This window comes from Streptomyces sp. 2A115 (assembly GCF_052245575.1).
Taxonomy (GTDB): Bacteria; Actinomycetota; Actinomycetes; order Streptomycetales; family Streptomycetaceae; genus Streptomyces.
Genome location: NZ_JBQQCG010000002.1, coordinates 226701 through 250011 on the forward strand (window position 1 = coordinate 226701; position 23311 = coordinate 250011).

Annotated in this window: 20 protein-coding genes; 12 read left to right on the top strand and 8 right to left on the bottom strand. The window is 70.7% G+C overall.

Annotation, left to right across the window (positions count from 1 at the left end):
* Positions 1–5 precede the first annotated feature (5 nt).
* Entirely contained in the window at positions 6–1244 is a 1239-nt protein-coding gene (locus ACTWQR_RS02575; protein WP_443225200.1) for an MFS transporter, read from the bottom strand.
* A 249-nt stretch (positions 1245–1493) separates the two neighbouring features.
* Between ACTWQR_RS02575 and ACTWQR_RS02580 the strand changes: the two genes are divergently transcribed.
* From ACTWQR_RS02580 to ACTWQR_RS02605, 6 genes are all read left to right on the top strand, one after another.
* Complete coding sequence (locus ACTWQR_RS02580) at positions 1494–3770, top strand: xanthine dehydrogenase family protein molybdopterin-binding subunit (RefSeq protein ID WP_443225201.1); 2277 nt, start codon at positions 1494–1496, stop codon at positions 3768–3770.
* Complete coding sequence (locus tag ACTWQR_RS02585) at positions 3767–4699, top strand: FAD binding domain-containing protein (RefSeq protein ID WP_443225202.1); 933 nt, start codon at positions 3767–3769, stop codon at positions 4697–4699. The genes ACTWQR_RS02580 and ACTWQR_RS02585 overlap by 4 nt, the downstream gene beginning before the upstream one ends.
* A complete protein-coding gene (locus tag ACTWQR_RS02590) occupies positions 4696–5199 on the top strand; it encodes a (2Fe-2S)-binding protein (RefSeq protein ID WP_443225203.1) in 504 nt (167 codons plus the stop codon). The genes ACTWQR_RS02585 and ACTWQR_RS02590 overlap by 4 nt, the downstream gene beginning before the upstream one ends.
* The gene (locus tag ACTWQR_RS02595; protein WP_443225204.1) at positions 5183–6175 is read left to right on the top strand and encodes an amidohydrolase family protein; all 993 of its coding nucleotides are present in this window, start codon (positions 5183–5185) and stop codon (positions 6173–6175) included. The genes ACTWQR_RS02590 and ACTWQR_RS02595 overlap by 17 nt, the downstream gene beginning before the upstream one ends.
* Before the next feature lie 20 nt (positions 6176–6195).
* Positions 6196–7347, top strand: a complete 1152-nt coding sequence (locus ACTWQR_RS02600; RefSeq protein ID WP_443225205.1) for an XdhC family protein — start codon at positions 6196–6198, stop codon at positions 7345–7347.
* 72 nt (positions 7348–7419) lie between these two features.
* A complete protein-coding gene (locus tag ACTWQR_RS02605) occupies positions 7420–9162 on the top strand; it encodes a pyruvate dehydrogenase (protein ID WP_443225206.1) in 1743 nt (580 codons plus the stop codon).
* A gap of 149 nt (positions 9163–9311) precedes the next feature.
* On the opposite strand, the gene ACTWQR_RS02610 is transcribed toward ACTWQR_RS02605, so the two are convergent.
* From ACTWQR_RS02610 to ACTWQR_RS02625, 4 genes are read right to left on the bottom strand one after another with little or no spacing between them, the layout of a single operon-like run.
* Complete coding sequence (locus ACTWQR_RS02610) at positions 9312–10382, bottom strand: NADP-dependent oxidoreductase (protein ID WP_443225207.1); 1071 nt, start codon at positions 10380–10382, stop codon at positions 9312–9314.
* 4 nt (positions 10383–10386) lie between these two features.
* Entirely contained in the window at positions 10387–10602 is a 216-nt protein-coding gene (locus ACTWQR_RS02615) for a transposase (protein ID WP_443225208.1), read from the bottom strand.
* 5 nt (positions 10603–10607) lie between these two features.
* The gene (locus tag ACTWQR_RS02620; RefSeq protein WP_443225209.1) at positions 10608–10949 is read right to left on the bottom strand and encodes a 2Fe-2S iron-sulfur cluster-binding protein; all 342 of its coding nucleotides are present in this window, start codon (positions 10947–10949) and stop codon (positions 10608–10610) included.
* Complete coding sequence (locus ACTWQR_RS02625; protein WP_443225210.1) at positions 10934–12343, bottom strand: aromatic ring-hydroxylating oxygenase subunit alpha; 1410 nt, start codon at positions 12341–12343, stop codon at positions 10934–10936. Before ACTWQR_RS02625 ends, ACTWQR_RS02620 begins: the two co-directional genes overlap by 16 nt.
* 433 nt (positions 12344–12776) lie before the next feature.
* Here ACTWQR_RS02625 and ACTWQR_RS02630 point away from each other — a divergent pair, with 433 nt between their 5' ends.
* The 4 genes from ACTWQR_RS02630 to ACTWQR_RS02645 are packed head-to-tail and all read left to right on the top strand — an operon-like array spanning position 12777 to position 17683.
* Complete coding sequence (locus ACTWQR_RS02630) at positions 12777–13925, top strand: substrate-binding domain-containing protein (RefSeq protein WP_443225211.1); 1149 nt, start codon at positions 12777–12779, stop codon at positions 13923–13925.
* A 19-nt stretch (positions 13926–13944) separates the two neighbouring features.
* Positions 13945–15531: a sugar ABC transporter ATP-binding protein gene (locus ACTWQR_RS02635; RefSeq protein ID WP_443225212.1), complete on the top strand. Its 1587-nt coding sequence runs from the start codon at positions 13945–13947 to the stop codon at positions 15529–15531.
* Complete coding sequence (locus ACTWQR_RS02640; RefSeq protein WP_443225213.1) at positions 15528–16637, top strand: ABC transporter permease; 1110 nt, start codon at positions 15528–15530, stop codon at positions 16635–16637. The genes ACTWQR_RS02635 and ACTWQR_RS02640 overlap by 4 nt, the downstream gene beginning before the upstream one ends.
* Positions 16638–16639: 2 nt before the next feature.
* Entirely contained in the window at positions 16640–17683 is a 1044-nt protein-coding gene (locus ACTWQR_RS02645; protein WP_443225214.1) for an NAD(P)-dependent alcohol dehydrogenase, read from the top strand.
* A 252-nt stretch (positions 17684–17935) separates the two neighbouring features.
* Here ACTWQR_RS02645 and ACTWQR_RS02650 read toward each other — a convergent pair whose 3' ends face one another.
* The 3 genes from ACTWQR_RS02650 to ACTWQR_RS02660 all read right to left on the bottom strand — a co-directional run bounded on the left by ACTWQR_RS02650 (position 17936) and on the right by ACTWQR_RS02660 (position 20795).
* Positions 17936–18721, bottom strand: a complete 786-nt coding sequence (locus tag ACTWQR_RS02650; protein ID WP_443225215.1) for a ThuA domain-containing protein — start codon at positions 18719–18721, stop codon at positions 17936–17938.
* A 3-nt stretch (positions 18722–18724) separates the two neighbouring features.
* Entirely contained in the window at positions 18725–19489 is a 765-nt protein-coding gene (locus tag ACTWQR_RS02655; RefSeq protein ID WP_443225216.1) for an SDR family NAD(P)-dependent oxidoreductase, read from the bottom strand.
* Positions 19490–19553: 64 nt separating this feature from the next.
* Positions 19554–20795: an acyl-CoA dehydrogenase family protein gene (locus tag ACTWQR_RS02660; RefSeq protein WP_443225217.1), complete on the bottom strand. Its 1242-nt coding sequence runs from the start codon at positions 20793–20795 to the stop codon at positions 19554–19556.
* Between the two features lie 209 nt (positions 20796–21004).
* Here ACTWQR_RS02660 and ACTWQR_RS02665 point away from each other — a divergent pair, with 209 nt between their 5' ends.
* Positions 21005–22543, top strand: coding sequence for an AMP-binding protein (locus ACTWQR_RS02665; RefSeq protein ID WP_443225218.1), 1539 nt, complete (start codon positions 21005–21007; stop codon positions 22541–22543).
* 125 nt (positions 22544–22668) lie between these two features.
* The gene (locus tag ACTWQR_RS02670; protein ID WP_443225219.1) at positions 22669–23283 is read left to right on the top strand and encodes a histidine phosphatase family protein; all 615 of its coding nucleotides are present in this window, start codon (positions 22669–22671) and stop codon (positions 23281–23283) included.
* Positions 23284–23311 lie beyond the last annotated feature (28 nt).

Here is a 23311-nt window from a genome sequence, read left to right on the forward strand (position 1 = left end):
CACCGTTACAGGCCGGTCGGGCCTGGCTTCGCCGCCGGGCGCTGCGGGCGTTCGGAGAGCCAGTAGAGGAGAGCGGCCAGGGGAAGGGCGGCACCGAGGACGGTGAGGCCGGTCCAGCCTCCTGAGTGGTAGACGACGGATCCCAACTGGGAGCCTGCCGCGCCACCGAGGAAGAACGTGGCGATGAAGGCGCTGTTGAGACGGGCGCGGGCGTCGGGGTCGAGCTGGTAGACCGTGTGCTGGCCGAGGATGAGCGTGGTCTGTACGGCCATGTCGATCAGGATCGCGGCCAGGGCGAGGAGTACGACGCTGTGTCCGCCGAACCCCGCGAGCGCGAAGGCGACGGCGGCGACCACGAAGGCGACACCGGTCATGGGACGTACGAGCCCCCGGTCGGCCCAGCGCCCGGCGAACGGGGCGATGGCCGCACCGGCCGCGCCCACGAGGGCGAAGACACCGACGGCGAGCGGCGAGTAGTGGAAGCGAGGACCGGTCAGGACGAAGGAGACGGTGGTCCAGAAGGCACTGAACGCGCCGAACATCGCAGCCTGGTAGAGGCCGCGGCGCACCAGCACGGGGTGGGTGCGCACCAGCCGGACCGTGGAGCGCAGTACGTGGTGGTAGGGCATGTCCGTGGTCGGAGCGTGCCGCGGCAGGGCCGCGCGCAGCAGCAGCGCGAGAACGGCCATCAGGGCGGCGGAGCCGAGGAAGACGACACGCCAGCCGGCGAGGTCGGAGACCAGACTGCTGAGCGTGCGGGAGAGCAGGATCCCGGTGAGCAGTCCGCTCATCACCCGGCCGACGATGCGGCCCCGGGCGTGGTCGGGGGCGAGGCTCGCGGCGAAGGGCACCAGGATCTGGGCGACGACCGAGGTGGCGCCGCTGACCAGCGAGGCGATCAGCAGGACGGGGAAGTTGGGCGCGAGCCCGGCCGCCACGAGGGCGAGGGTCGTGACCGTCAGCAGGACGGTGATCAGGTTGCGCTTCTCAAGCCGGTCGCCGAGCGGGACCAGGAAGAGCATGCCGATCACATAGCCGACCTGGGTGAGGGTGATCAGGGTTCCGGCGGTGGCCGCGCTGGTGTGGAAGACGTCGCTCAGTGAGGACAGCAGGGGCTGGGCGTAATAGAGGTTGGCGACCGTCATGCCGGAGGCCACGGCCAGGAGCGCGACCAGACGGCCCGGTACGCCGTGAGACGCGTCCTGGGTGATGGACGGGCTCTTGGTCTGCGGTGTCGCGGACATGTGCACCTTCTTTCGTCACGCACATCAGCGCGGGACCGACTCTCTTCCTTCCTCACCGGATGCGATGGTTTGGAATGTCAGTCATCTCGATCGGAGATGAGCGCACTGTCCGGTATGTGTCGCCAGCGCACGACTTCCGTTCCCACAGCGCACAGCCCCCCGCCAGGGCCCCACGTTCGCTCTTTACGCGGTTAGCGTCGAATCCGTTGTATGCGCCACCCGCAATGACATGAACGTCGAGGTGTGTTTGTGGAGCAATGGAAAAGGCGTGAGGACGAACGGCTTCTCACCGGCCGCGGGCGCTATGTCGCCGATATGAAAGTCCCGGGATGTCTGGACACGGCATTCGTGAGGAGCGAAGTCGCTCACGGTGTACTGCGCGAAGTGAATTGCGCCGCCGCGCGTGAAGTCCCTGGCGTGGTGGGTGCCTGGTCGGCGGAGGATCTGCCGGAGCTCCCCCCGGTTCCGCACACCCTGCTGGCCGGGCTCTCCACGGAGGAGGCCGTGGCCGGCCGGGAGTGGCCCGCGCTCGTGAAGGACCGGGTGCGGTACCCGGGTGAGGCGCTGGCGGTCGTCCTGGGAGAGGACCGCTACCGCGCGGAGGACGGCGCCGCCGAGGTCACCTTCTCCGTCGATCCGCTGCCCGCGGTGGTCACGCCGACTGACGCGGCGGACGACTCCGTCCGCCTCTTCGACGACCTCGACAACGTCGCGCTGCGCGGCGAGGCCGGGCAGCCGATCGACGACTCCGTGTGGCAGGAAGCGGCCGCCGTGGTGGAGGGCCGGTACCGCCAGCAACTGCTGATGCCGAGCCCGATGGAGTGCCGGACGATCCTCGCCGTGCCCGAGGAAGGCGGCTTGACCGTGTGGTCCGGGCATCAGATGCCCCACCGGCTGCGCCGTGAACTGGCCGCGCTGCTGGGCTGGTCCACCGACCGCGTACGGGTCGTCGTACCGGACACCGGCGGCGCGTTCGGGTCGAAGAGCGCGGCCTTCCCGGAGTTCGTCGTGGTCGCCCTTCTCGCCGTGAAACTCGGCCGGCCCGTCCGCTGGATCGAGGACCGTCTGGAGTCGATGCTCGTCGCGACCCGGGGCCGGGGCCAGGACCAGCGGGTCCGGCTCGCCTCCGACGCCGAAGGACGGCTGCTCGCCTACGAGTTGACGATCGACGCCGACGTCGGCGCCTACCCGCACCTCGGTGCCGGACTGCCGATGCAGACCGCCTGGATGGCGACCGGCCCGTACACCACCCCCCGGGTCCACGCGACCCTGCGCTCGGTACTGACCAACACGATGATGACGTACCCCTATCGGGGAGCGGGCCGGCCCGAGGCGGCGATCGCCCTCGAGCGGGCGATGGACGCCCTGGCCCGCCGCCTGGAGATGGACCCCGCCGAACTGCGGCGCCGCAACTTCATCCCGCCCGAGGACTTCCCGTACGACACCCCCACCGGCCGGCGCTACGACAGCGGGAACTACGCCGCGGCCCTCGAACTGGCCCTCGACACCCTCGACTACGACAAATGGCGTGCCGAACAGGCCCGGCGCCGCGACGACCCGAACGCCCTGCCCCTGGGGATCGGACTCTCCTGCTACGTGGAGCGCTCCGGCGGCGAGCCGGGCGGTCTGCACGAGTTCGGCGGCGTCGAGGCGCACGCGGACGGTACGGTCACCGCCCGCTGCGGGACCGCCCCCAGCGGCCAGAGCCACGAGACGGTCTTCCCCACACTGGTCGCCAAGACCCTCGGCATCGAGGAGTCACGGGTCCGGCTCGTCGAGGGCGACACCGGTGAGCTGCCCGAAGGGCTGGGCTCCTTCGCCAGCCGCTCGGCGCAGGTGGCCGGCGCGATGCTGCAGCATGCCTCCCGGCTGCTCGTCGACGAGGCCCGGGATCGGGCGGCGAAGCTGTGGCGGGTGCCCGTTGACGAGGTCGAGTGGTCGGACGGCACGGTGCACGCGGTCCACGACGGTCCGGGGTCCCTGAGCCTGGCCGAACTGGTCGAGGCCACCGGGCCGTTGCGTGTCGACGACCGCTTCGAGGCAGGCATGGCCTTCCCGTTCGGCGCACACGCCGCCGTGACCGAGGTCGATCCCGAGCTGGGCACCGTGCGCGTCCTCCAACTGGTCGCGGTGGACGACTGCGGAGTCGTGCTCGACCCCGCCGTCGTGCACGGGCAGGCGTACGGGTCGGCCGTGCAGGGCATCGGGCAGGCGCTGTACGAGGGCATGTCCTTCGACGAGAACGGGGTGCCCGCGCTGTCCAGGGGCTTCCTCGACTATCTGCTGCCGACGGCCACCGAGATCCCGCCCATCGAGATCAAGGACACCTGCACCCCGAGCCCGGCGACGCCTCTTGGTGCCAAGGGCGCGGGCGAGTCGGGCTGCATCGGCACCCCGGCCGCCGTCGTCAACGCGGTCGCCGACGCGCTGGACCTCGCCGACCCCGACCTGCTGCAGATGCCGCTCACCCCGGACGTGGTGTGGCGAGCGGCCCGAACTCCGAAGCGAGAGAAGGAAGTCCGGTGAAGCCCGCCCCCTTCGACTACGTCGTGCCGCGCACCGTACGCGAGGCCGTGGACGCCCTCGGCGACACGGGACGCAAGGCCCAGGTGCTCGCCGGCGGACAGAGCCTCATCCTGGAGATGCATCTCCAGCGCATCCGCCCGGAGCTGGTCGTCGACATCAACTGCATCCCGGAGCTCGGTCACCTGAGCGTCGCGGACAGCACCCTGCGCGTGGGCGCCCTTGTACGCCACGCCGTCTTCGAATCGCCGGGAGCCGTTGCCGGCCCGCTCGGCGCGCTGCTCGCCCGCGCCGTCGTCAACATCGCCCATCCGCCGATCCGTTCCCGCGGGACCATGGCCGGCAGCTTCGCCTGGGCGCATCCCGCCTCCGAGTGGTGCGCGATCGGCGTCGCCCTGGACGCCGTGGTCGAGCTGCGAGGTCCTGACGGCACACGCGAGGTCGCCGCCGCCGACTACTTCCAGGGCCCCTACCGGACCGCACGTCGCCCGCAGGAGCTGATCACCGCCGTACGTCTCCCCCTCCTCGGTGAGGACACGGGCGTGAGCTTCGTCGAGCACCGGCGCACCCACTTCACCTTCGCCCAGGTGGCCGTGGCGGCGGCGTTGACCGTGCGGGACGGAGTGATCGGCGAGGCCCGGATAGGGCTGGTCAACTCGGCCGACAGGCCGGTGCGGGCGCGCGCCGCCGAGCAAGCGCTGATCGGCGCCGAGGCCGACGCGCCCCCGGCCGGCCACCGTCTCCCGGAGGACCATCCGTTCGCCCGCGCGGGCCGGATCGCCGCGACGGAGGACGCCGCGCCCGTGGCCGAGCCGTACGCCGATGTCGAGTACAAGCGGCAGGCCGTCGCGGTCCTGGTCGCCAGAACACTGCGCGAAGCGGCGGCGGACCAGCGGGCGCGCGGCGCCGCACACCAGGGAGACCACCGATGAAGATCACCCTCAACGTGAACGGCGACGCCCACCCGCTGGACGTGGAACCGCGGCGCATCCTCGCCGACGTACTGCGGGAGGACTGCGGCCTCACCGGTACGCATCTGGGCTGCGAGCACGGAATCTGCGGGGCCTGCACTGTCCTGGTCGACGGACAGGCCGTACGTTCCTGCCTCATGTTCGCCGTGCAGTGCGACGGCAGCTCGGTGCGCACGGTGGAAGGCCTCGCCGGACCCGACGGAGAGCCGCACCCTCTCCAACGGGCCTTCTCCGCCGAACGCGCCCTGCAGTGCGGCTTCTGCACACCGGGGTTCCTCATGGTGGCCGCCGGCGCACTGGAGGACGATCCCGGCCTCGGCGACGACCCGGAGGCCGTCGCAGGCCTGGTCGGCTCCAACATCTGCCGGTGCACCGGCTACGAGCCCATCAAGCGCGCCATCACACGCGCGGCACAGGAGCAGGCACAGGCACAAGGAGGCAACCATGGCTCTCACCGGTGACATCCGCGCGGGCATCATCGACGTCCACGCCCACTGGCTGCCGCGCGAACTGCTCGCCCTGCCGCCCGGGAACCCCTACGGAGGCATGAACGACCGCGACGGCGAACTCTTCCTCGGCGACACCCCGTTGTCGTTCGCGACCGCGGCGATGACCGACATCGACACCGTCGCCGCCGACACCGTGAAGGCCGGCCTCGGCACCCGGGTCGTCTCGGCGCCGCCGTTCGCCTTCCCGGTCCACGCGCCGTCCGATGCCGACGACTACGTCGCCGCGTACAACGAACAGCTCTCCCGAGCCGTGGCCGGCACCGACGGAACGCTCGTCGGGCTAGGCCTGGTCCGACTGGACGACGTGACCGCCGCTCGTCGGGAGATGACGCGACTGGCGAGAGCGGAGGGCATCGCGGGCGTCGCCGTCCCGCCCCTCGCCCAGGGACGTTCATACGCCGACGGCACCATGCGCGAAGTCCTCGGCGTGGCCGCCGAATTGGGCCTCGCCGTGCTCGTCCACCCCATGCAGTTGCCACGCCCCGAGTGGGACCACCACTACCTCGTCAACCTGATCGGCAACCCGGTGGAAACCACGACCGCCGTGGCCTCGGTGCTCCTGGGCGGCGTACTGGAGGAACTCCCCGACCTGCGGATCTGCTTCGTCCACGGCGGTGGCTGCGCACCGTCCCTGGTGGGCCGGTGGGACCACGGATGGCGTACGCGCGACGACGTACGCCGAGGAAGCAGCCGCCCGCCGAGCGAATCCTTCACCCGGCTCTACTTCGACACGGTCACCCAAGACCCGGCGGCGCTCCTGCTGCTGAGCGCCCACGCCGCACCGGACCGCATCCTCTGCGGCAGCGACTACCCCTTCGACATGGCCCAGCCGGACCCCGCCGGCTTCCCTCAGGACCACGGAATCGACGCGGCGACGCTCGAAGTGAACGGCCGCTTGTTCCTGGGGCTGACACCTGCCCGCACCTGACAGCCCATTCGGAGAGGCTCATGCGACAACTGGCACGCCAACTGCTCGATTGGCACGCCTCCGATGCGACGTACGCCGTCGCGAGTGTCGTGGCCGTACGGGGCAGCGCCCCGCTGCAGCCGGGATCGGCCCTGTGCGTACGCGCCGACGGCACCGCGCTGGGGAGCGTGTCGGGAGGCTGCGTCGAGGGAGCGGTGTACGAACTGGCGCGAGAGACGCTGCTCTCGGGCAGGCCGCGGCGCGCGAGTTTCGGATACTCCGACGACGACGCCTTCGCCGTCGGGCTCACCTGCGGGGGCGAGATCGACGTCTTCGTCCAGACCGTGGACGGGGAAACGGCTCGCACCCTTGCCACCGCTCACAAGGCGGTGACCGCAGGGCGGCCGGTCGTCGTGGCCCGGGTGATGTCGGGTCACGACGACCGGGCGGGGCGAGTGATCGCCGTACGGGAGGACCGGCACCGGGGAAGCACCGGCCGGGCGGACCTGGACGCCGCCGTCGTGGCCGACGCCCGCCTGATGCTGGGCCTCGACGGCACCCGGGTGCAGGCGTACGACACCGGGGAGGGCACCGGGACGGACGTGCTTCTGGAGGCGTGGGCACCGAGACCCCGGCTCCTCGTCTTCGGCGCCAACGACCACGCCGCCGCGATGGCCGAACTCGGGGCCTTTCTCGGGTACCGCGTCACAGTCTGCGACGCGCGCCCGACCTTCACCACAAGCGAGCGATTCCCCGCCGCCCACGAGGTGGTGGTCGACTGGCCGCACCGCTATCTGGCGGACACGGAAACCGATCGCCGCACGGTGGTGTGCGTGATGACGCACGACCCCAGATTCGACGTGCCCCTGCTCGTCGAGGCCCTGCGCAGACCCTTGGCATACGTGGGCGCACTCGGCTCCCGTCGCACCCACGCGGCCCGTACTCAGGAGCTCCGGAACGCCGGCGTATCACCGGCCGCGCTGGCCGGACTCCGCTCGCCCGTCGGCCTCGACCTCGGCGCCTCCACACCCCAGGAGACCGCCGTCTCGATCGCCGCGGAACTCATCGCCCTGCGCAACGGCCGCAGCGGACAGGCGCTCTCGGTGACCGGCGGACCGATTCGCGGCGGGCGGCAGAGCGACGCCGGGGCCGCTGACGACCGGTGCGCTGTCGGGCTCCCACCGGTGCGCTGACGAGCAACTCGGCACTCCCACTCCTGCCTAGCCTGATCATTGCCCCACGCCGGACCACCCTGGAGGACCGCCATGGCCAAGCAGACCGTCGCCGAGCAGTACGTCGACCTCCTGGCCCGCGCAGGTGTGCGCCGGATGTACGGCGTGGTCGGCGACAGCCTGAACCCCGTCGTCGACGCGATCAGGCGACACGACGCCCTCGAATGGATCCAGGTCCGGCACGAGGAGGTCGCCGCCTTCGCCGCCGGCGCCGAAGCGCAACTCACCGGCAGGCTGGCCGCCTGCGCGGGCTCCTGCGGACCCGGCAATCTGCACCTGATCAACGGCCTTTACGACGCCCACCGCTCGATGGCCCCCGTCCTCGCCCTGGCCGCCCAGATCCCCAGCAGTCAGATCGGCACCGGATACTTCCAGGAGACGCATCCCGACCGGCTGTTCGCAGAGTGCAGTCACTACTCGGAACTGATCTCCTCGCCCCGGCAGATGCCCCGGGTGGTGCAGACGGCGATCCAGCACGCGGTCGGTCGACGAGGCGTGTCAGTGGTGGCCCTGTCCGGCGACATCGCCGCGGAGAACTCCCCGGACGGCGGGGCCGAACTCGCGATACCACTGGACCGGCCCGCCGTCCGTCCGGGCGACCACGAACTGGCCCGGCTGACGGACCTGGTGGACGCCGCCGAGAAGGTCACGGTGTTCTGCGGCAGGGGCGTCGAGGGCGCCCACGCCGAGGTGATGGCCTTCGCCGACAAGGTCAAGGCCCCGGTCGGGCACGCGCTCCGCGGCAAGGAACACATCCAGTACGACAACCCGTACGACGTCGGCATGTCCGGCCTGCTGGGCTACGGCGCCGCCTACGAGGCGATGCACGAGTGCGACCTGCTGATTCTCCTCGGCACCGACTTCCCGTACACGGACTTCCTGCCCCGCGACGTCAGGACGGTGCAGGTCGACATCCAGCCCGAACGGCTGGGCCGGCGCACGCAGTTGGACTTCGCCGTCTGGGGAGACGTCCGCGAGACCCTGAGGTGCCTGACACCGGCGGTGCGCGAGAAGCCGTCCCGCCGGTTCCTCGACCGGATGCTGGACCGGCACGTCCACGCACTCGAAGGCGCGGTCGGCGCCTACACCCGCAACGTCGAGAAGCACACCCCGATCCACCCCGAGTACGTGGCATCGGTGCTCGACGAAGAGGCGGCCGACGACGCGGTCTTCACCGTCGACACGGGGATGTGCTGCGTCTGGGCCGCCCGTTACCTGACCCCGAACGGCCGGCGACGCATCCTCGGCTCCTTCGTGCACGGCTCGATGGCCAACGCGCTGCCCCAGGCCATCGGCGCGCAGTTCCTGGACCGCGGCCGACAGGTGGTCTCCCTCTCGGGCGACGGCGGTTTCTCCATGTTGATGGGCGACTTCCTGACGCTCGTGCAGTACGGCCTCCCGGTGAAGGTGGTCCTCTTCAACAACTCCGCGCTCGGCATGGTCGACCTGGAGATGATGGTCGACGGCCTGCCCCCGCACGGCACCTCCTACCCGCACACCGATTACGCGGCCATCGCCACCGCCGCCGGAGCGCACGGCATCCGGGTCGAGAAGCCCGGGGAGGTGCGCGACGCCCTGCGTGAAGCCTTCTCCCACGACGGGCCGGCACTGGTCGACGTGGTCACCGACCCCAACGCGCTCGCCGTCCCACCCAAGATCACCTCCGAACAGCTCACCGGCTTCGCCCTGTCCGCGAGCCGCACCGTCCTCACCGGCGGCGTCGGGCGCATGATCCAGCTGGCCCGGGCCAACCTGCGGAATGTTCCGCGCCCTTGAGCGCCCCATGCATTTATGAAGGTGTCGCGACTCCCGATCGCTCCGAGGGAGGACCCGTGCGTTCATCGACATGGTCAGCGCGGCTCGAACGCCCCATGACCGGCTGGGTGTTCCCGGCCCGGGCGTACAAGTTGGCCCGAATCCCGAAGTCAGACGAGTCCACCCACGCTCACGGAATCGCCCAGCCGGACCAGCATCTTGCCGATGTTGCCGCCGCTCAGCAGCGACAGCAGGGCACCCGCCGCGTTGTCCAGGCCGTCGACCACCGTCTCGCGAGCGGTGATCCGGCCCGAACGGAGCCATTCGGCGACGCGGCGCTCGAACTCCGGCCGCAGGTCCTCGTGGTCGCGGACGATGAAGCCGCGCAGGGTCAGCCGCTTGAGGACCGCCTGGATCAACTGGTTGATGTCGGCCGACCGTTGCTCGATGCCGGCTGACCGCCGCTCGCCGCCGAACTGCGACATCATGCCGCACAGGGCGACCCGGCCGCCCGTCCGCAACGCGTGCAGGGCGGCGACGAGCTGCTCCCCGCCGACGTTGTCGAAGTACACGTCGAGACCGTCCGGTGCCAGCCGGGCGAGCGCGTCCCGCACCGGCTCGGCGCGGTAGTCCGCGGCGGCGTCGTAGCCGAACTCCTTCACCAGCAGGGCGCACTTGTCCGGCCCTCCGGCGGTCCCGACGACCCGCTCCGCGCCCAGCAGCCGGGCGAACTGGCCGGCGGCGCTGCCCACGGCCCCGGCCGCCGCCGATACGAAGACGGTGTCCCCGGGACGCAGTTCGGCGATCCGGGCCAGTCCGACGTACGCGGTGAAGCCGGTCTGTCCGAGTAGCCCCAACCAGGTGGGCAGCGGCGCGAGTCGTGGGTCGATGCGACCGGCGCCCTCGGTGTCCGCGGGGTCGAGCACGGCCCAGTCCCGCCAGCCCAGCTGGTGGCGTAGATACGTACCCGGCGGCACAGCGGGGCAGCGGCTCTCCTCCACGATCCCCAGTGCCCGGCCGTCGAGCGGCGAGCCGGGCGTGAAGTTGTGCGTGTAGTGCTTCTCGGTGCTCTCCAGCCGTCCGCGCATGGACGGATCGACGCTCATGTAGAGGTTGCGGACGAGTAGTTGTCCCTCGCCGAGGGACGGGAGCGGGCGTTCCTCGACGGCGAAGTCACCGGGGACCGGTTCTCCGTCGGGGCGCCGCACCAGACAGACCACCCGAGTCGTACGGGGTGTCACCGGGTCACTCCTCCGGTTGCCGGACGCTGCGTCGCTGGGCGAGGCGCCCCACCCAGCCGGCCATCTGGAGGTCGGCGTGGCGCAGTTCGCCCGACTGCCACCGGGCCTGGAAGTCGAAGGTGCCCTGGGCTCCGGTCTTGGGGTCGGTCACCTCGACGAGCCCGTCCTCGGTGAGCCGGTACACATGCCCGGTCAGCGGGTGGATCACTTGCTTGGACATGGGGCTCACTCCTGCACTGTGCGGCGCACGCCGCGCTTGGTCACGGTCACCGGGCCGTCGACCCGGAGCCGGCAGGCGAGCCGGGTCAGGCCGTCCACCGGCTTGCGCAGGGCCTCGATGCCCTCGCGCTCCAGCTGGCCCACGGGCGAGCAGTTCTCGGTGCCCTCCTCGACGGCCACGAAGCAGGTACGGCAGGTGCCTTGGCCGCCGCAGACGGTGGGCCAGCGGTATCCGAGGCGCCGGGCGGCGGTGAACAGGTCCTCGCCGTCGAGCACTTCGAGCTCGACGCCGGAGGGCCTGACCGACACTCGATGGACCGCCACCCGGTGGGTCACTTGTCCATCCACCGGTCGAGTGTCTGGTTGAAGTGGCGGATGCGGCTCTCCTGGTAGTTGGCCAGGGTGATGCCGGGCTTGCGGGTCGCCTTCAGGCCCTGCTGGACGTAGGGGAGGTTCTCGCAGTCCTGGTCGAAGACGGGCCCCAGCACACCGAGTTCGGGGATGTCCGCGAAGAGCATGTCCTCCGGAACCCAGCGGATCTTGGCCGGGGGCGGCATCTCGCCGGGCTGCTTGGGAGCCGACATGAAGATGATCTCGGCGGTGCAGGAGTCGGGGTCGAGGCCGTTGGGCCTGAACCGGTAGATGATGTTGGACTTGGCGCCGCCCCAGGGGTTGAAGTTGGGGAACAGCAAGTAGTTGATGGCGTCCAGCAGTTCGGTGTCGGCGGTCCCTGAGAAGTCCTGGGTCGAGGTGGCCGCCAGTTGTGCGCGCATCCGTTCGGCGAGGACCTGGCGGGCGGTGCCGCCGGGCGGGATCGCGGGCAGTTCATCGCCCTCCTGCATCACCAGGTCACGGCCCTGGGCCGCCGCGTAGAACGCCCGCGAGTCGTAGAACGTCTCCAGTACGTCCTCCTCCGTGACGGAGTCCGCCACGTGAGGGCTGGGGGCGCCCTGGATGTTGATCATCCGGTTCCAGTTGGGCTGGTCCGCCATCACGTCGTACTGGGAGTTGGCGTCGGCGAGCCACGGCAGCATCTGCGGGTGGGTGGCGATCACGTGGAAGGACTCGATGAACGCGTCCTGGGCGACCTTCCAGTTGCAGGGCAGCACCTTGGCGATGTGCAGCGACTTGTAGCGATCCTCCAGCGGCCAGATGTAGTGCTCGTCGAAGGTGCCGCGGTAGCTCTCGAAGGACTCCGCGTACGGGTCCATGTTGATGAAGACGAAGCCGCGCCAGGTGGCCACCTGGGCCTCGGGAAGTGCGAACTTCTCCGGGGTGACGTGCGGGAAGTCCCAGGCGCAGGGCGGGGTCTGCATGGTGCCGTCGAGGTTCCAGGCGAAGCCGTGGAACGAGCAGCGGAACTCGCCGACGTTGCCGCTGCTGGTGCGCAGTTTGCGGCCGCGGTGCAGGCACACGTTGACGTACGCCCGGATCTCGTCGGGGGCGGTTCGCGCGACGATCAGTGAGTCGTCGCCTATCTCGTACACCTCGTGGTCGCCGACCTCGGGAATCTCGCTCTCCAGGCAGGCGAACTGCCACACGCGCCGCCATACCTGCTCCATCTCGCGTTCCGCCCATTCGCGGGAGACGAAGCGCGCGGAGTCGATGTCCTCGCTGCCGATGTAGTCGTTCCTGTCGTGCCGCAGTGCGGTGGGAACGTGACGGCTGTCCTGGTCGAGGTAGTCCTGGACGCTGGGCCCGGGGCATCGAGCACTGCCCAACTCCGACGTTTCGTCCATCATCTCTCCTCCAGCAGAAACTTTAGAGTGAGTGTAGTTAGCAGGTGCGGCTCGGAGCAACACTCGCGACGGCGTTTGCATGCCGTATCGGTCGAGGTCGTCGAGGGAATCTGCCGTCAGGCCGCGAATTTGTGGTGGTCAACCTCTCCCCAAGCCAGCCGGAGCGTGTCACACTCCGACGCACTTGAGGCTGTAGTGCCTCATAAGTTTCTTGGTCCGGGGCGGAGTCCGTTCACCCCGGCCGCAGCGCCGCCAGGTCATCCTGGCGGCCCGCGCCGTACCCCACGACGGCGGTTCACGCAGCCCTTTCCATCTCCATGCGTGCCGTCCCGCCCGGACGGCACCGGAATCCGCCTGAACAGAGCCGACCGCCGCGGACGTGCGAGCGACGCGGGCCCGCGGCAGTGCAGGCACCACACCACGGGAGTACTCAACGATGAGTTCCACACCCGGTCGCGCGGTCCGCCGCGCCCTCACCGCGATCGTCCCTGTCACCGCCCTGCTCGCCCTTACGGCGTGCGGCGGCGACACGACTCCGGCCGCCGACGCGTCGCAGGCGGCCGCGGCCGCGGCCGACAGCCCCGGCCTGGCGGAGGCCCGTGCGGCCGCGGAGAAGTACTCCGAGCGCCCGACCCGGATCCCCGTCACCAAGCCGGTGGGCAAGGACATCCCCACGGGCAAGAAGATCGACTTCATCCTCTGCGGCGTCCAGTCCTGCAAGGACCTCGCCGACTTCTTCACGGCCGGCGCGAAGGAACTCGGCTGGACGGTGAAGCAGATCGCCACGCAGGGCACCCCGGAATCCGTCCAGGCCGCCTACGAGCAGGCCCTGCGCGACAAGCCGGACGCCGTCGTCGCCTCGGGCTTCCCACGTGCCGTCTACGCCAAGCAGCTGGCGCAGCTGAAGGCGGCCGACATCCCCGTCATCCAGTCCAACGCCGACGACGTGGTGGGCGACGGCATCTCCCTGCTGAAGAACGGACCGATGGATGTCGGCGTCCAGGGCGAGATGATCGCCTCGTGGGTGGTGTCGGACAGTAGCGCCAAGGCCAATGCCGTGTACTTCGACCTGCCGGCGTACACGATCCTCAAGCCCGTCAAAATGGCGTTCGCGGCCAAGTACAAGGAATGGTGCGAGGGCTGTGCGCTCGACACCGTCGACGTGCCGATCACGTCGGTCGGCAAGGACATGCCGGACCGCGTGGTCTCGTACCTCAGGTCGCACCCGAAGGTGACCCACGTCGTCTTCTCCCTGGGCCTGCTCAATGTGGGCGTCCCGGCCGCGCTGAAGGCCGCGGGCATCACGGGCAAGCACATCATCGTCAACGTCGGTGACGCGCAGAGCTACCAGTACATCCAGGGCGGCCAGACCGACGGCGCGATGGCACTGAACTCCCACGAAACGGCATGGATCCAGGTCGACGCGCTGGCCCGCCACTTCACCGGCCAGTCCATGGCCGTGGACCAGAAGGCGCTGCTGCCCAACATGCTGGTCACCAAGGACAACCTCCCGTCCGCCGACGGCGACTTCCCGCTCGTCGAGGACTACCAGGCGCAGTTCAAGGCGCTCTGGGGCCTGAGCTGACATGCCGGGAAGAGGAGCGGTGCACGCACATACGTCGCACGGGCCGGCCGGGACGGACGAGGTGAACGAGGTGGACCGGCCGGTGCTGCGGGTGTCCGGGCTGTCGAAGCGATTCGGCGGAACCCAGGCGCTCAACGAGGTGGACATCGAGGTCGCCCCAGGGGAGATACACGCCCTGATCGGGCCCAACGGCTCCGGCAAGTCCACCCTCATCAAGATCCTCGCGGGATACCACCACGCCGAGCCGGGAGCGGTCGCCGAACTCGACGGCGAGCCGTTCGACCTGGGCCACGTCACCGCTTCCCGGCACGACCGGCTCCGCTTCGTCCACCAGGAGCTGGGCCTGGTGGGGGAGTTGAGCGCCACGGACAATCTCGCGCTCAGCCGTGGCTTCGCCCGTACGGCCTTCGGCAACATCCGCTGGTCGGAGATGGAGCGACGGACGACCGCGCTGGTGGAACGGTTCGGCCTCGGCATCGACGTACGCCGCCCACTGGCCCAGGCCTCTCCCGTCCAGCGCGCGGTGGTGGCCATCGCCGCCGCGCTGCAGGGCTGGGAGGGCCGGCGCGGTGTCCTGGTACTCGACGAACCGACCGCCGTACTGCCGCCCGGCGAGGTGGCCCGGCTCTTCGACATCGTGCGGGAGATCCGCGACGCCGGTGCCGGAGTCCTGTACGTCTCGCACCGGATGGACGAGATATTCGCGCTCGCCGACCGGGTGACCGTGATCCGCGGCGGGCGACGAATCGCCACCCTTCCCGTCGCCGACCTCACCCCGCGCTCGCTGGCGGAGCTGATGGCGGGCGAGGAGAGCGAGGAGATGACCGACCACCGGGCGGTGTCGCCCTCCGGTCCCTCCGAGGCCGTACTGGAGGTCCGCGACCTGTGGGCCGGCCCTCTGCGCGGAGTCGGTTTCGACCTGGCCCGGGGCGAGCGGCTGGGCATCACCGGCCTCGTCGGCTCCGGTCACGAGGTGGTGCCGTACGCGGTGTGCGGCGCCCATACCGGACCGGTGCGTGGCAGGCTGCGCTTGCCGGAGCGCTCCGAGCGGTGGGTCGACGTGCGCGACGCCGGCGGTCTTCGCCTCCCCCTGGTCCCCGCGGACCGGGCGGGCGAGGGAGTGATCGGCGACTTCTCGGTCGGGGAGAACCTCACCCTTCCCCTCCTCGACAGGCTCCGCGCCCGCGTCGGCCGGCTGCACCGAGGACGGGAGGGCGCGCTCGCGGAGGAGTGGATCGAGCGGGTCGGGGTGCGCACGGCAGGCCGCGGGGCCCCGATCACCACCCTGAGCGGCGGCAACCAGCAGAAGGTCGTGATGGCCCGCTGTCTGGCCCAGCGACCACCGGTACTGGTGCTGTGCGAACCCACGGCCGGCGTGGACATCGGCACCCGCCTGCAGCTGTACGACCTGATCGGGCGTCAGGCCGACGAGGGCATGGGCGTCATCGTCTCCTCGTCCGACACGCAGGACCTGCTCGCGCTGTGCACCCGGGTCCTGGTGGTGAGGAACGGCCGGATCGTACGGGAGATCAGTGGCCGGGACATCACCGAGCCCGCGCTCGTCCATGCCATGGAAGGAACAGATGAGAGGAACAGAGTGACATGACATCCACCCCGACCCGGGCCGCGGAACTCCGGCCGGCCGACCAGCCGGAACGACCGGACAGGCCCGCGCCCGCCCTGAGCGCGTTGTTCCGGCGGGCAGCGGCCGCCCTGTCGTTCCGGAACATCGGCGCCGTCTACGTGTGGCTGGTCATCGTCCTGCTCTTCTCCGTCTGGGCGCCGGACACGTTCCCGACCGTCATCACGGTCAAGCAGGTGCTGAACGGCAACGCCGTGGCAGGCCTGGTGGCGCTCAGCGTCGTACCGCCGCTGGCCGCGCGCGTCTTCGACCTGTCGGTCGCCTTCACCATGTCTCTCACCAGCGTGCTGACCGCCTACTTCATGGTCTCCACGGGCCTCGGTCCCGGCACCGCGATCGCCCTGGCGATGACCGCCGCGCTGATGATCGGGGTGGTCAACGGAATCGTGGTGGTGGTCCTGCGGGTCGACTCGTTCATCGCCACCCTGGCCACCGGCGCGCTGATCCAGTCCGTGATCACCATGGTCACGAAGGACAGCTCAATCACCGGTGTTCAGCTGCTGGACAAGCCGTTCGCCAGTCTGGCCCAGCTGGACGCGGGCGGCATCACGCTGCCGGTGCTCTATCTGCTGCTCGCCGCGGCGGCCATCTGGTTCCTGCTGGAACACACCGCCACCGGACGCCGGTTGTACGCGACCGGCTTCAACGCCGACGCGGCACGCCTGCAAGGAGTACGCACCGACCGGCTGCGCTTCCTGACCCTGGTGGCGTCCGCGCTGCTCTCCGGTTTCGCCGGGATCGTGTTCGCGTCCGCGGTGGGATCCGGGTCGCCGACCGCGGGCACGCCGTACCTGCTGTCGGCCTACGCGGCTGCCTTCGTCGGGGCGACCCAGCTGCGCGCGGGCCGCTTCAACGCCTGGGGCACCGTGCTCGCGGTGCTGCTGCTCGGCACCGGCATCACCGGGCTCGGGCTCGCCACCAGCGCGCAGTGGGCCGCGAGCCTGTTCACCGGCTCGGTCCTCATCGTCGCGCTGGTGCTCACGGGTGGGCGGATCGCGCTACCGGCGGTTCTGCGCCGCCGGAAGTCGCCGCCCGTCGAGCCTGTAGCCAGCCCTGACAAGGAGGTCTGACGATGAAAGCGGTTCAGTACCGGGCGGTGGGCAGCGCGCCCGAGGTCGTCGAGATTCCGGTGCCCGAACCGGGCCCGGGCCAGGTCCTGCTGAAGGTGACGGCGGCGGGGTTGTGCCATTCCGACCTGGCGGTCATGGGCTGGCCCGAGGAACAGTTCCCCTATCCGCTGCCGCTGACGCTCGGTCACGAGGGCGCCGGCACGGTCGCGGCTGTGGGCAGCGGTGTCACCGGAGTGGCTGAGGGCGACGAAGTGGCGGTGTACGGCCCATGGGGCTGCGGCCGCTGCCGCAAGTGCGCCGAGGGCAAGGAGAACTGCTGTCCGCATGCGGCCGGGCTCGGCATCATGCCACCCGGACTCGGCTCTCCCGGCGCCCTGGCGGAGTACATGGTGGTGGACTCACCCCGCCACCTGGTGCCGCTGCATGGACTGGACCCGGCGCAGGCAGCACCCCTCACCGACGCCGGGCTGACGCCGTATCACGCGATCCGGAAGTCGCTGCCCAAGCTGGTGCCGGGCAGCACGGCGGTGGTGATCGGCGTCGGCGGGCTGGGCCACCTCGCCGTACAGCTACTGCGCGCGCTGACTCCCGCCCGGGTCCTCGCCCTCGACGTGAGCAAGGAGAAGCTTGAGCTCGCGCGGACCGTCGGCGCCCACGAGACGCTGCTCTCCGACGGCGAGGCGGCGGCACGCATCCGGGAACTCACCGGTGGGGTGGGAGCGGAGGCGGTACTGGACTTTGTGGGAGTCGAGGCGACCTTGGCGGTGGCCGCCGCGTCAGTGGCGGTGGAGGGCGATGTGACCGTCGTCGGCATCGGCGGAGGCACGCTGGCGGTCGGCTTCGGGGGCGGCCTGCCGTTCGAGGTGTCCGCCTCGGCCCCTTACTGGGGCAGCCGCGTGGAGCTCATGGAGGTCGTCGAGCTGGCACGCCAGGGTCTCGTCTCCTCCCACGTCGAGACGTTCTCGATCGAGGACGCTCCGGTGGCGTACGAGCGGCTGCATGCGGGGGAGATCACCGGCCGGGCGGTTGTGCTGCCGCACGGGTGAGCCGGGACACGAGCCTGGGGCTCCGCCCCAGGCTCCGTCGGGGTGTGTTGTCGGGTGCGGGTCCGCTGTGGCTGGTCGCGCAGTTCCCCGCGCCCCTGGGCTGGAAGTGGGGCTGTGCCCCTACTTCCAGCCCGTCCGGCGTTTGAGGACGAGGCCGTTCAGGCCGAAAGGGGGGTCTGGGGGCGCCAGCCCCAGGGATGGGACGGGTAGGGGCGGCGGGGGCGAAAACCCTCGGGTACCACCCCGGTTCGCTCAGCCGCCCACAGGGCTCCCCGCCCCCACGACCCTCTCCACGCACCGCCGCAGTACGGTCAGGAACTCCGTCGTCTCCCACGGCCCCCGATCCACCCGCCCGGTGTCGTCCACGCCGAGATCCTGCACGTCGTAGCGCCCCCGGCAATGACCGAGCGTGAAGTAGCACACCTCGCCGAAGCCGTGCCGCCTCAGATACAGCACAGGCCGGGGCGCGTCGTCGAGTGCCACCGTGTCGCCCTCGGCGAAACCGCGGCACGGCCCCGAGTACTCGGCGTGCAGCAGCACCTCCAACTCCCCGTGCAGCTCACAGACGTACAGCTCGTCAGTGACCATGAACGGGTCGATCCCGGCGACCAGCGGGTGGTCGGGCCGGGTCACCAGTACCTTGTACGGCTCGATCGGCGGGTGGGCGATGAACTGGCTGCCGAGCACCTCGGCGAGTTGCCCGAGCAGCCGCGGTGTGGTGAACACCCGCGGGCCGCCGCGGGCCGGCTCCTCGATCACCGAGTTGGTGCCGTGCAGGGCGAGCCACCGCCCGCCCCGCTCGACGAACCGAGCCAGCGCGGCCCGCTCGGCCGGGCGGGGCCGGACATCACAGGTGTAGGTGACCACCAGGTCGGCCTTCTCCAGCGCGGCGACGCAGTCGTAGTCCTGGTAGACCGTGGTGCGTACCTGCGGATGGTCACCGAGCAGTTCCAGCAGCCGAAGCCGCGCGTAGTCGAAGTCGTGCCACCTGCCACCGCAGACCAGTACGGCGTCCAGCCGGCCGGCCGGGCCCGCCACGGCTCAGTACTGGACGCGGGTCAACAGCCCGCCGTCCACCACGAGGTTGACGCCGACGCAGAAGGAGCCGGTCCGCCCGAGCAGGAACGCCACCGCCGCGGCAATGTCCTCGGCGGTGCCGTAGCGGCCGATCGGCAGCTTGGCGAGCACCTCCTCGTACACCTCGGGGCGACTGGTGCGGATGGTCTCCCAGGCGCCGCCGGGGAAGTCGATGGGGCCGGGGGAGACGGTGTTGACGCGGATGCCCTTGGGTGCCAGGGAGTGGGCCAGGGCGGAGGCGTGTTGGACGACGGCGGCCTTGAGGGCGGAGTAGGAGTTGGCTCCGGCGGGGCGGGCGGTGTCGGAGGCGTTGGTGGTGCCGATGGCCACCACGGCGGCCCGGTCGGACGCCTCGAGGTAGGGGAGTGCCGCTTCGACCAGTCCGGCGAAGGGGATCAGGTCGCCGCGCAGGCTGGCCTCCCAGGACTCGGGGCCCTTGACGTTGCCCGCCGACACGTTGGACACCAGCAGGTCCAGGCCGCCGAGTTCGGCGGCCGCCCGCTCCACGAAGCCCGCGAGCGCGGCCGGGTCGGTGACATCGACCGGCTCGGCGAACACCGTCGCCCCTTCGCCGCGCAATTCGGCGGCGGCCTTCGCCAGCGCCTCCTCGCCCCGGGCGCACAGCGCCAGCGCGCAGCCCTCGGCGGCGAGGGTTCCGGCAATGGCTCGGCCGATACCCCGGCTCGCACCGGTCACCAGCGCATTCGCACCTGTCAGTCCCAGATCCATCGATGTCACTCCTCGGTTGTTGCGGGTGTCGTGTCGTGTTGGGGGGCGTCATCCCGCCCAGGGCTCAATTGCCGGACAGTTCGGAGAACGGCACCCGGTCCACCCGCGGTTCGCCCGGCAGCTTCAGCACGCGCTCGCCGATCAGGTTGCGCTGGATCTGGTCGGTGCCGCCGGCCAGCCGGTAGCCGGGGGCGCCGAGCAGGTGCTGGGTCCAGGCGAACGTGCCGGGCTCTCCGGTGTCGGCGCTGATCCGGGCACCCATCAGCTCGGCTGCGGCCTGCCCGGTACGGGTGAGCAGGTCGGATGCCATCAGCTTGGTCAGCGACGCCTCCGGGCCCGGCCGGCCGCCGGCGGCGCTCGCCCTGGCGACCCGGTCCACGGTGGCCGTGCGCAGCGCGGCGCGGATGTACAGATCGGCGAGGCGCTGGCGGACCAGCGGGTCCCCGGTGCGGTCGAGTGAGCGCGCGAGGGCGAGAACGTCCGTGAAGGTGCCGCCCTTGCGCCGGTTGCCGGTGCCGGAGGCGGTCCGCTCGAAGGCGAGGGTGGTGGTGGCGACCTCCCAGCCCTGCCCAGGACGTCCGATCCGCAGCCGGTCCGGGATGCGTACGCCGCTGAGGAACACCTCGTTGAACGAGGCGCCGCCGCTCATCTGGCGGATGGGGCGTATCTCCACACCGGGTGCGTCCATCGGCACCAGGAAGGCGGTGATGCCCGCCTGTTTGACGACGTCCGGGTCGGTCCTGGCCAGCAGCAGACCGTAGTCCGCGAACTGGGCTCCCGAGGTCCACACCTTCTGACCGTCGATCACCCAGTCTCCCCCCTCCTCCTGCCGGGCGCGGGTGCGCAGGGCGGCGAGGTCGGATCCGGCACCGGGCTCGCTGAAGAGCTGGCAGGCCAGCAGGTCCGTACGCAGGAAAGCCTGTGCGTAGACGTCGCACTGTTCGGCTGTCCCGAACAGGGAGACGGCCATGCCGACCAGCCGGACCGTGACGCTGATCAGTTCGGTCGACGGCGGTACCTGGAACACCGCCTCCTCCTGCGCGAAGGCCATCGCGTGGGCGGCGCTCAGGCCGGCGCCACCGTTGGCCCGGGGGAGCGTCAGGGCCTGGTATCCGGCGTCGAAGCGGGCGCGCTGGTAGGCGCGGCAGCGCTCGAGGAGCAGCCGCTCCTCGTCGTCGGGAAGATTGTGGAACACGGCGAGATCGGGGGTGTCATCGGTGGACTCCGGCTCACGGGCCGGTTCGAGCACGGTGGCCAGCCACTGCCCGACCTGTGTGCGCCACGTGTCCACATCCGGCTGGGACATGGGTCCTCCTCAGGACACTTACCAAGACCAACAGTTACCAGACGGCAGATTCAGTAACGGTGGAGAGAAAGAAGCCATCCCATCCGTCGAGCAGGCTCGAATGCCTCCGTCTCGGTCAGAGTGTTCCGCACTTTCTTGATAAACGCTACAGTCTCGGCAACGGCTCTCCCGTGGACACGGGGGAGGACCGAGGAGCCGCCGGAGGAGCCATGCCCCTGCTACCACTCGACCGCCGCGCCCAGGAGACACCCGACGAGCCCGCCTTGGTGGACGACGGGGAGGTGTTGTCCTGGTCCCAGCTCGCCGACCAGGTCTCGCGGGCGGCGGCACGTCTGCTGGAGATCGCGCCCGGTCCCGACGACCGGGTCGCCGTCCTCGGCGACAACGCCATACCCACCCTCGTGGCCCACCTGGCCGGACTGCGCGCCGGAGTCGGGACCGTGGCCACCTCCCGACAGCTGATGGTGGGCGAACTCGTCGACCAGATCATCGACGCGGGCGCGACGGGGATCATCTCCGGACCCGCCGGCGCGGTCGCCGCCCTGGAGGCCGCCCGCGAACTGGGCCTGCCGATCGTGATGCACGGAACCCCGGCGATCGGGCACGCCTTCGACTGGGACCTGTGGCTGGCGGCGGCGCCCGCCGAGCGGACTCTCCCCAAGGACCGAGCCGCCCGGCCGCCCCTCGTCTACACCTCGGGAACCACCGGCCGGGCACGCGGCACCGAGGTGCGCTGGGTGAACGGTCCGGTCGCCGACAGCTCCGCCTACCTGACAGCGATGGCCGCCCGGCCGAGTTTCCCGCCCGGGCCGCACCTCGTGTGCGGCCCGCTCCAGCACAACGCGCCGCTGACCTCGCTGCGGCATCTGGTGGCCGGTCAGCAGGTGGTCGTCCTCGGCAAATTCGACACGGAGACGTTCCTGCGCCGCGTCGACGAGTGGCGGGTCACTTCCACGGTGATGGTGCCCACACACTTCCAACGCCTGCTCGCGCTGCCGGAAGAGGTACGTACCCGATACGACGTCTCCAGCCTTCTCCAGGTCTCCCACACCGGGTCCGCCTGCCCGCCGGAGATGAAGCGAGCCATGATCGAGTGGTTCGGTCCGGTGCTGACCGAGTCGTACGGCGCCAGCGAGGCTGGCACCGTGGCACGCATCAGCAGCACCGAGTGGCTGGCGCACCCGGGTTCGGTCGGGCGGGTCCAGCCCCCGTTCGAGGTCCTGGTGACCGACGAAGACGGCCACCCGCTGCCGCCCGGCGAACTCGGACTGCTGGCGTTCCAGGCACCCGAGGGCAGGGGAGTGCGCTACCACGCGGACCCGGACAAGACCAAGGCCGCGTACGTGTCGCCGGGCGTTTTCACGCTGGGCGACATCGGCTACGTCGACGCGAGCGGCTACATCTTCATCACCGACCGGGCCGCCGACGTCGTGGTCTCCGGCGGAGTCAATCTGTACCCGGCCGAGAGCGAGGCGGTGCTGCGCGGACACCCGGCGGTCGCCGAGGTCGCGGTCATCGGCGTGCCCGACCCGGACTTCGGCGAGTCGCTGCGCGCGCTGGTCGTGACCGCCGGGGACGAGCCGTCGGCCGAGGAACTGGACCGGTTCTGCCGCGACCGGCTGGCCGCGTACAAGTGCCCGAAGTCGTACGAGTTCGTCCCTGACCTCCTGCGCAACGCGATGGGCAAGCTCGACAAACGCGCGATGCGCCGCCCCTACTGGAGCTCCGAGCGGACCATCGCCGGCTGAGCCGGACCGACCGACCACACCAGGTCCTCCTGGACCGCCTCACATCCGGGAACCATCCACCTGGGGACCACCCCCCAAGGCCCCCCAGGGACCACTCCCCAGGACCACCCACTTAGGGACGATCAATGACCGAACTCCTCCTCATCCGGCACGGCCTTCCCCTGGGGGGCGTGTACGACCCGGGGCTGTCGCCGGAGGGCGCCGCCCAGGCCGAGCGCCTCGCCGCCTGGCTCGTGCACGAGGACATCGACGCCCTCTACGTCAGCCCGTTCCAGCGGGCTCGCGAGACAGCGGCGCCGCTGGAGCGGCTCACCGGGATGACCGCCACGGTCCTGGACGACCTGCGCGAGTGGGACACCGACGTCTCGCACCCCTACACGCCGCCGGAGCAGATCCGCGCGGACGATCCCCGGTCGGTGGCGCTCGCCGAGGGACGGTACGAGGACTTCGTGCCCGATCTCGACTGGGACGCCTTCCGGGAGCGGGCGGCCCGGGCCATGGACACCATCCTTGACGCCCACCCCGGCGGGCGGGTCGCGGCGGTCTGCCACGGCGGCATCACCAACACCTATCTGGCGACCGTGCTCGGCCTGTCCCGCATGTTCTGGTTCCACCCTGGCTACACCTCGGTCAGCCGGGTGCGGCGGCTGCCGGGTGGACGCATCGTCCTGCACTCGGTGAACGAGACGGCCCACATGGTCGCCGAGCGCGCCGGCGACGCCGTCAACGCTGCCGCCTGACCTGCCCACATCCACTTCAGGAGGTACC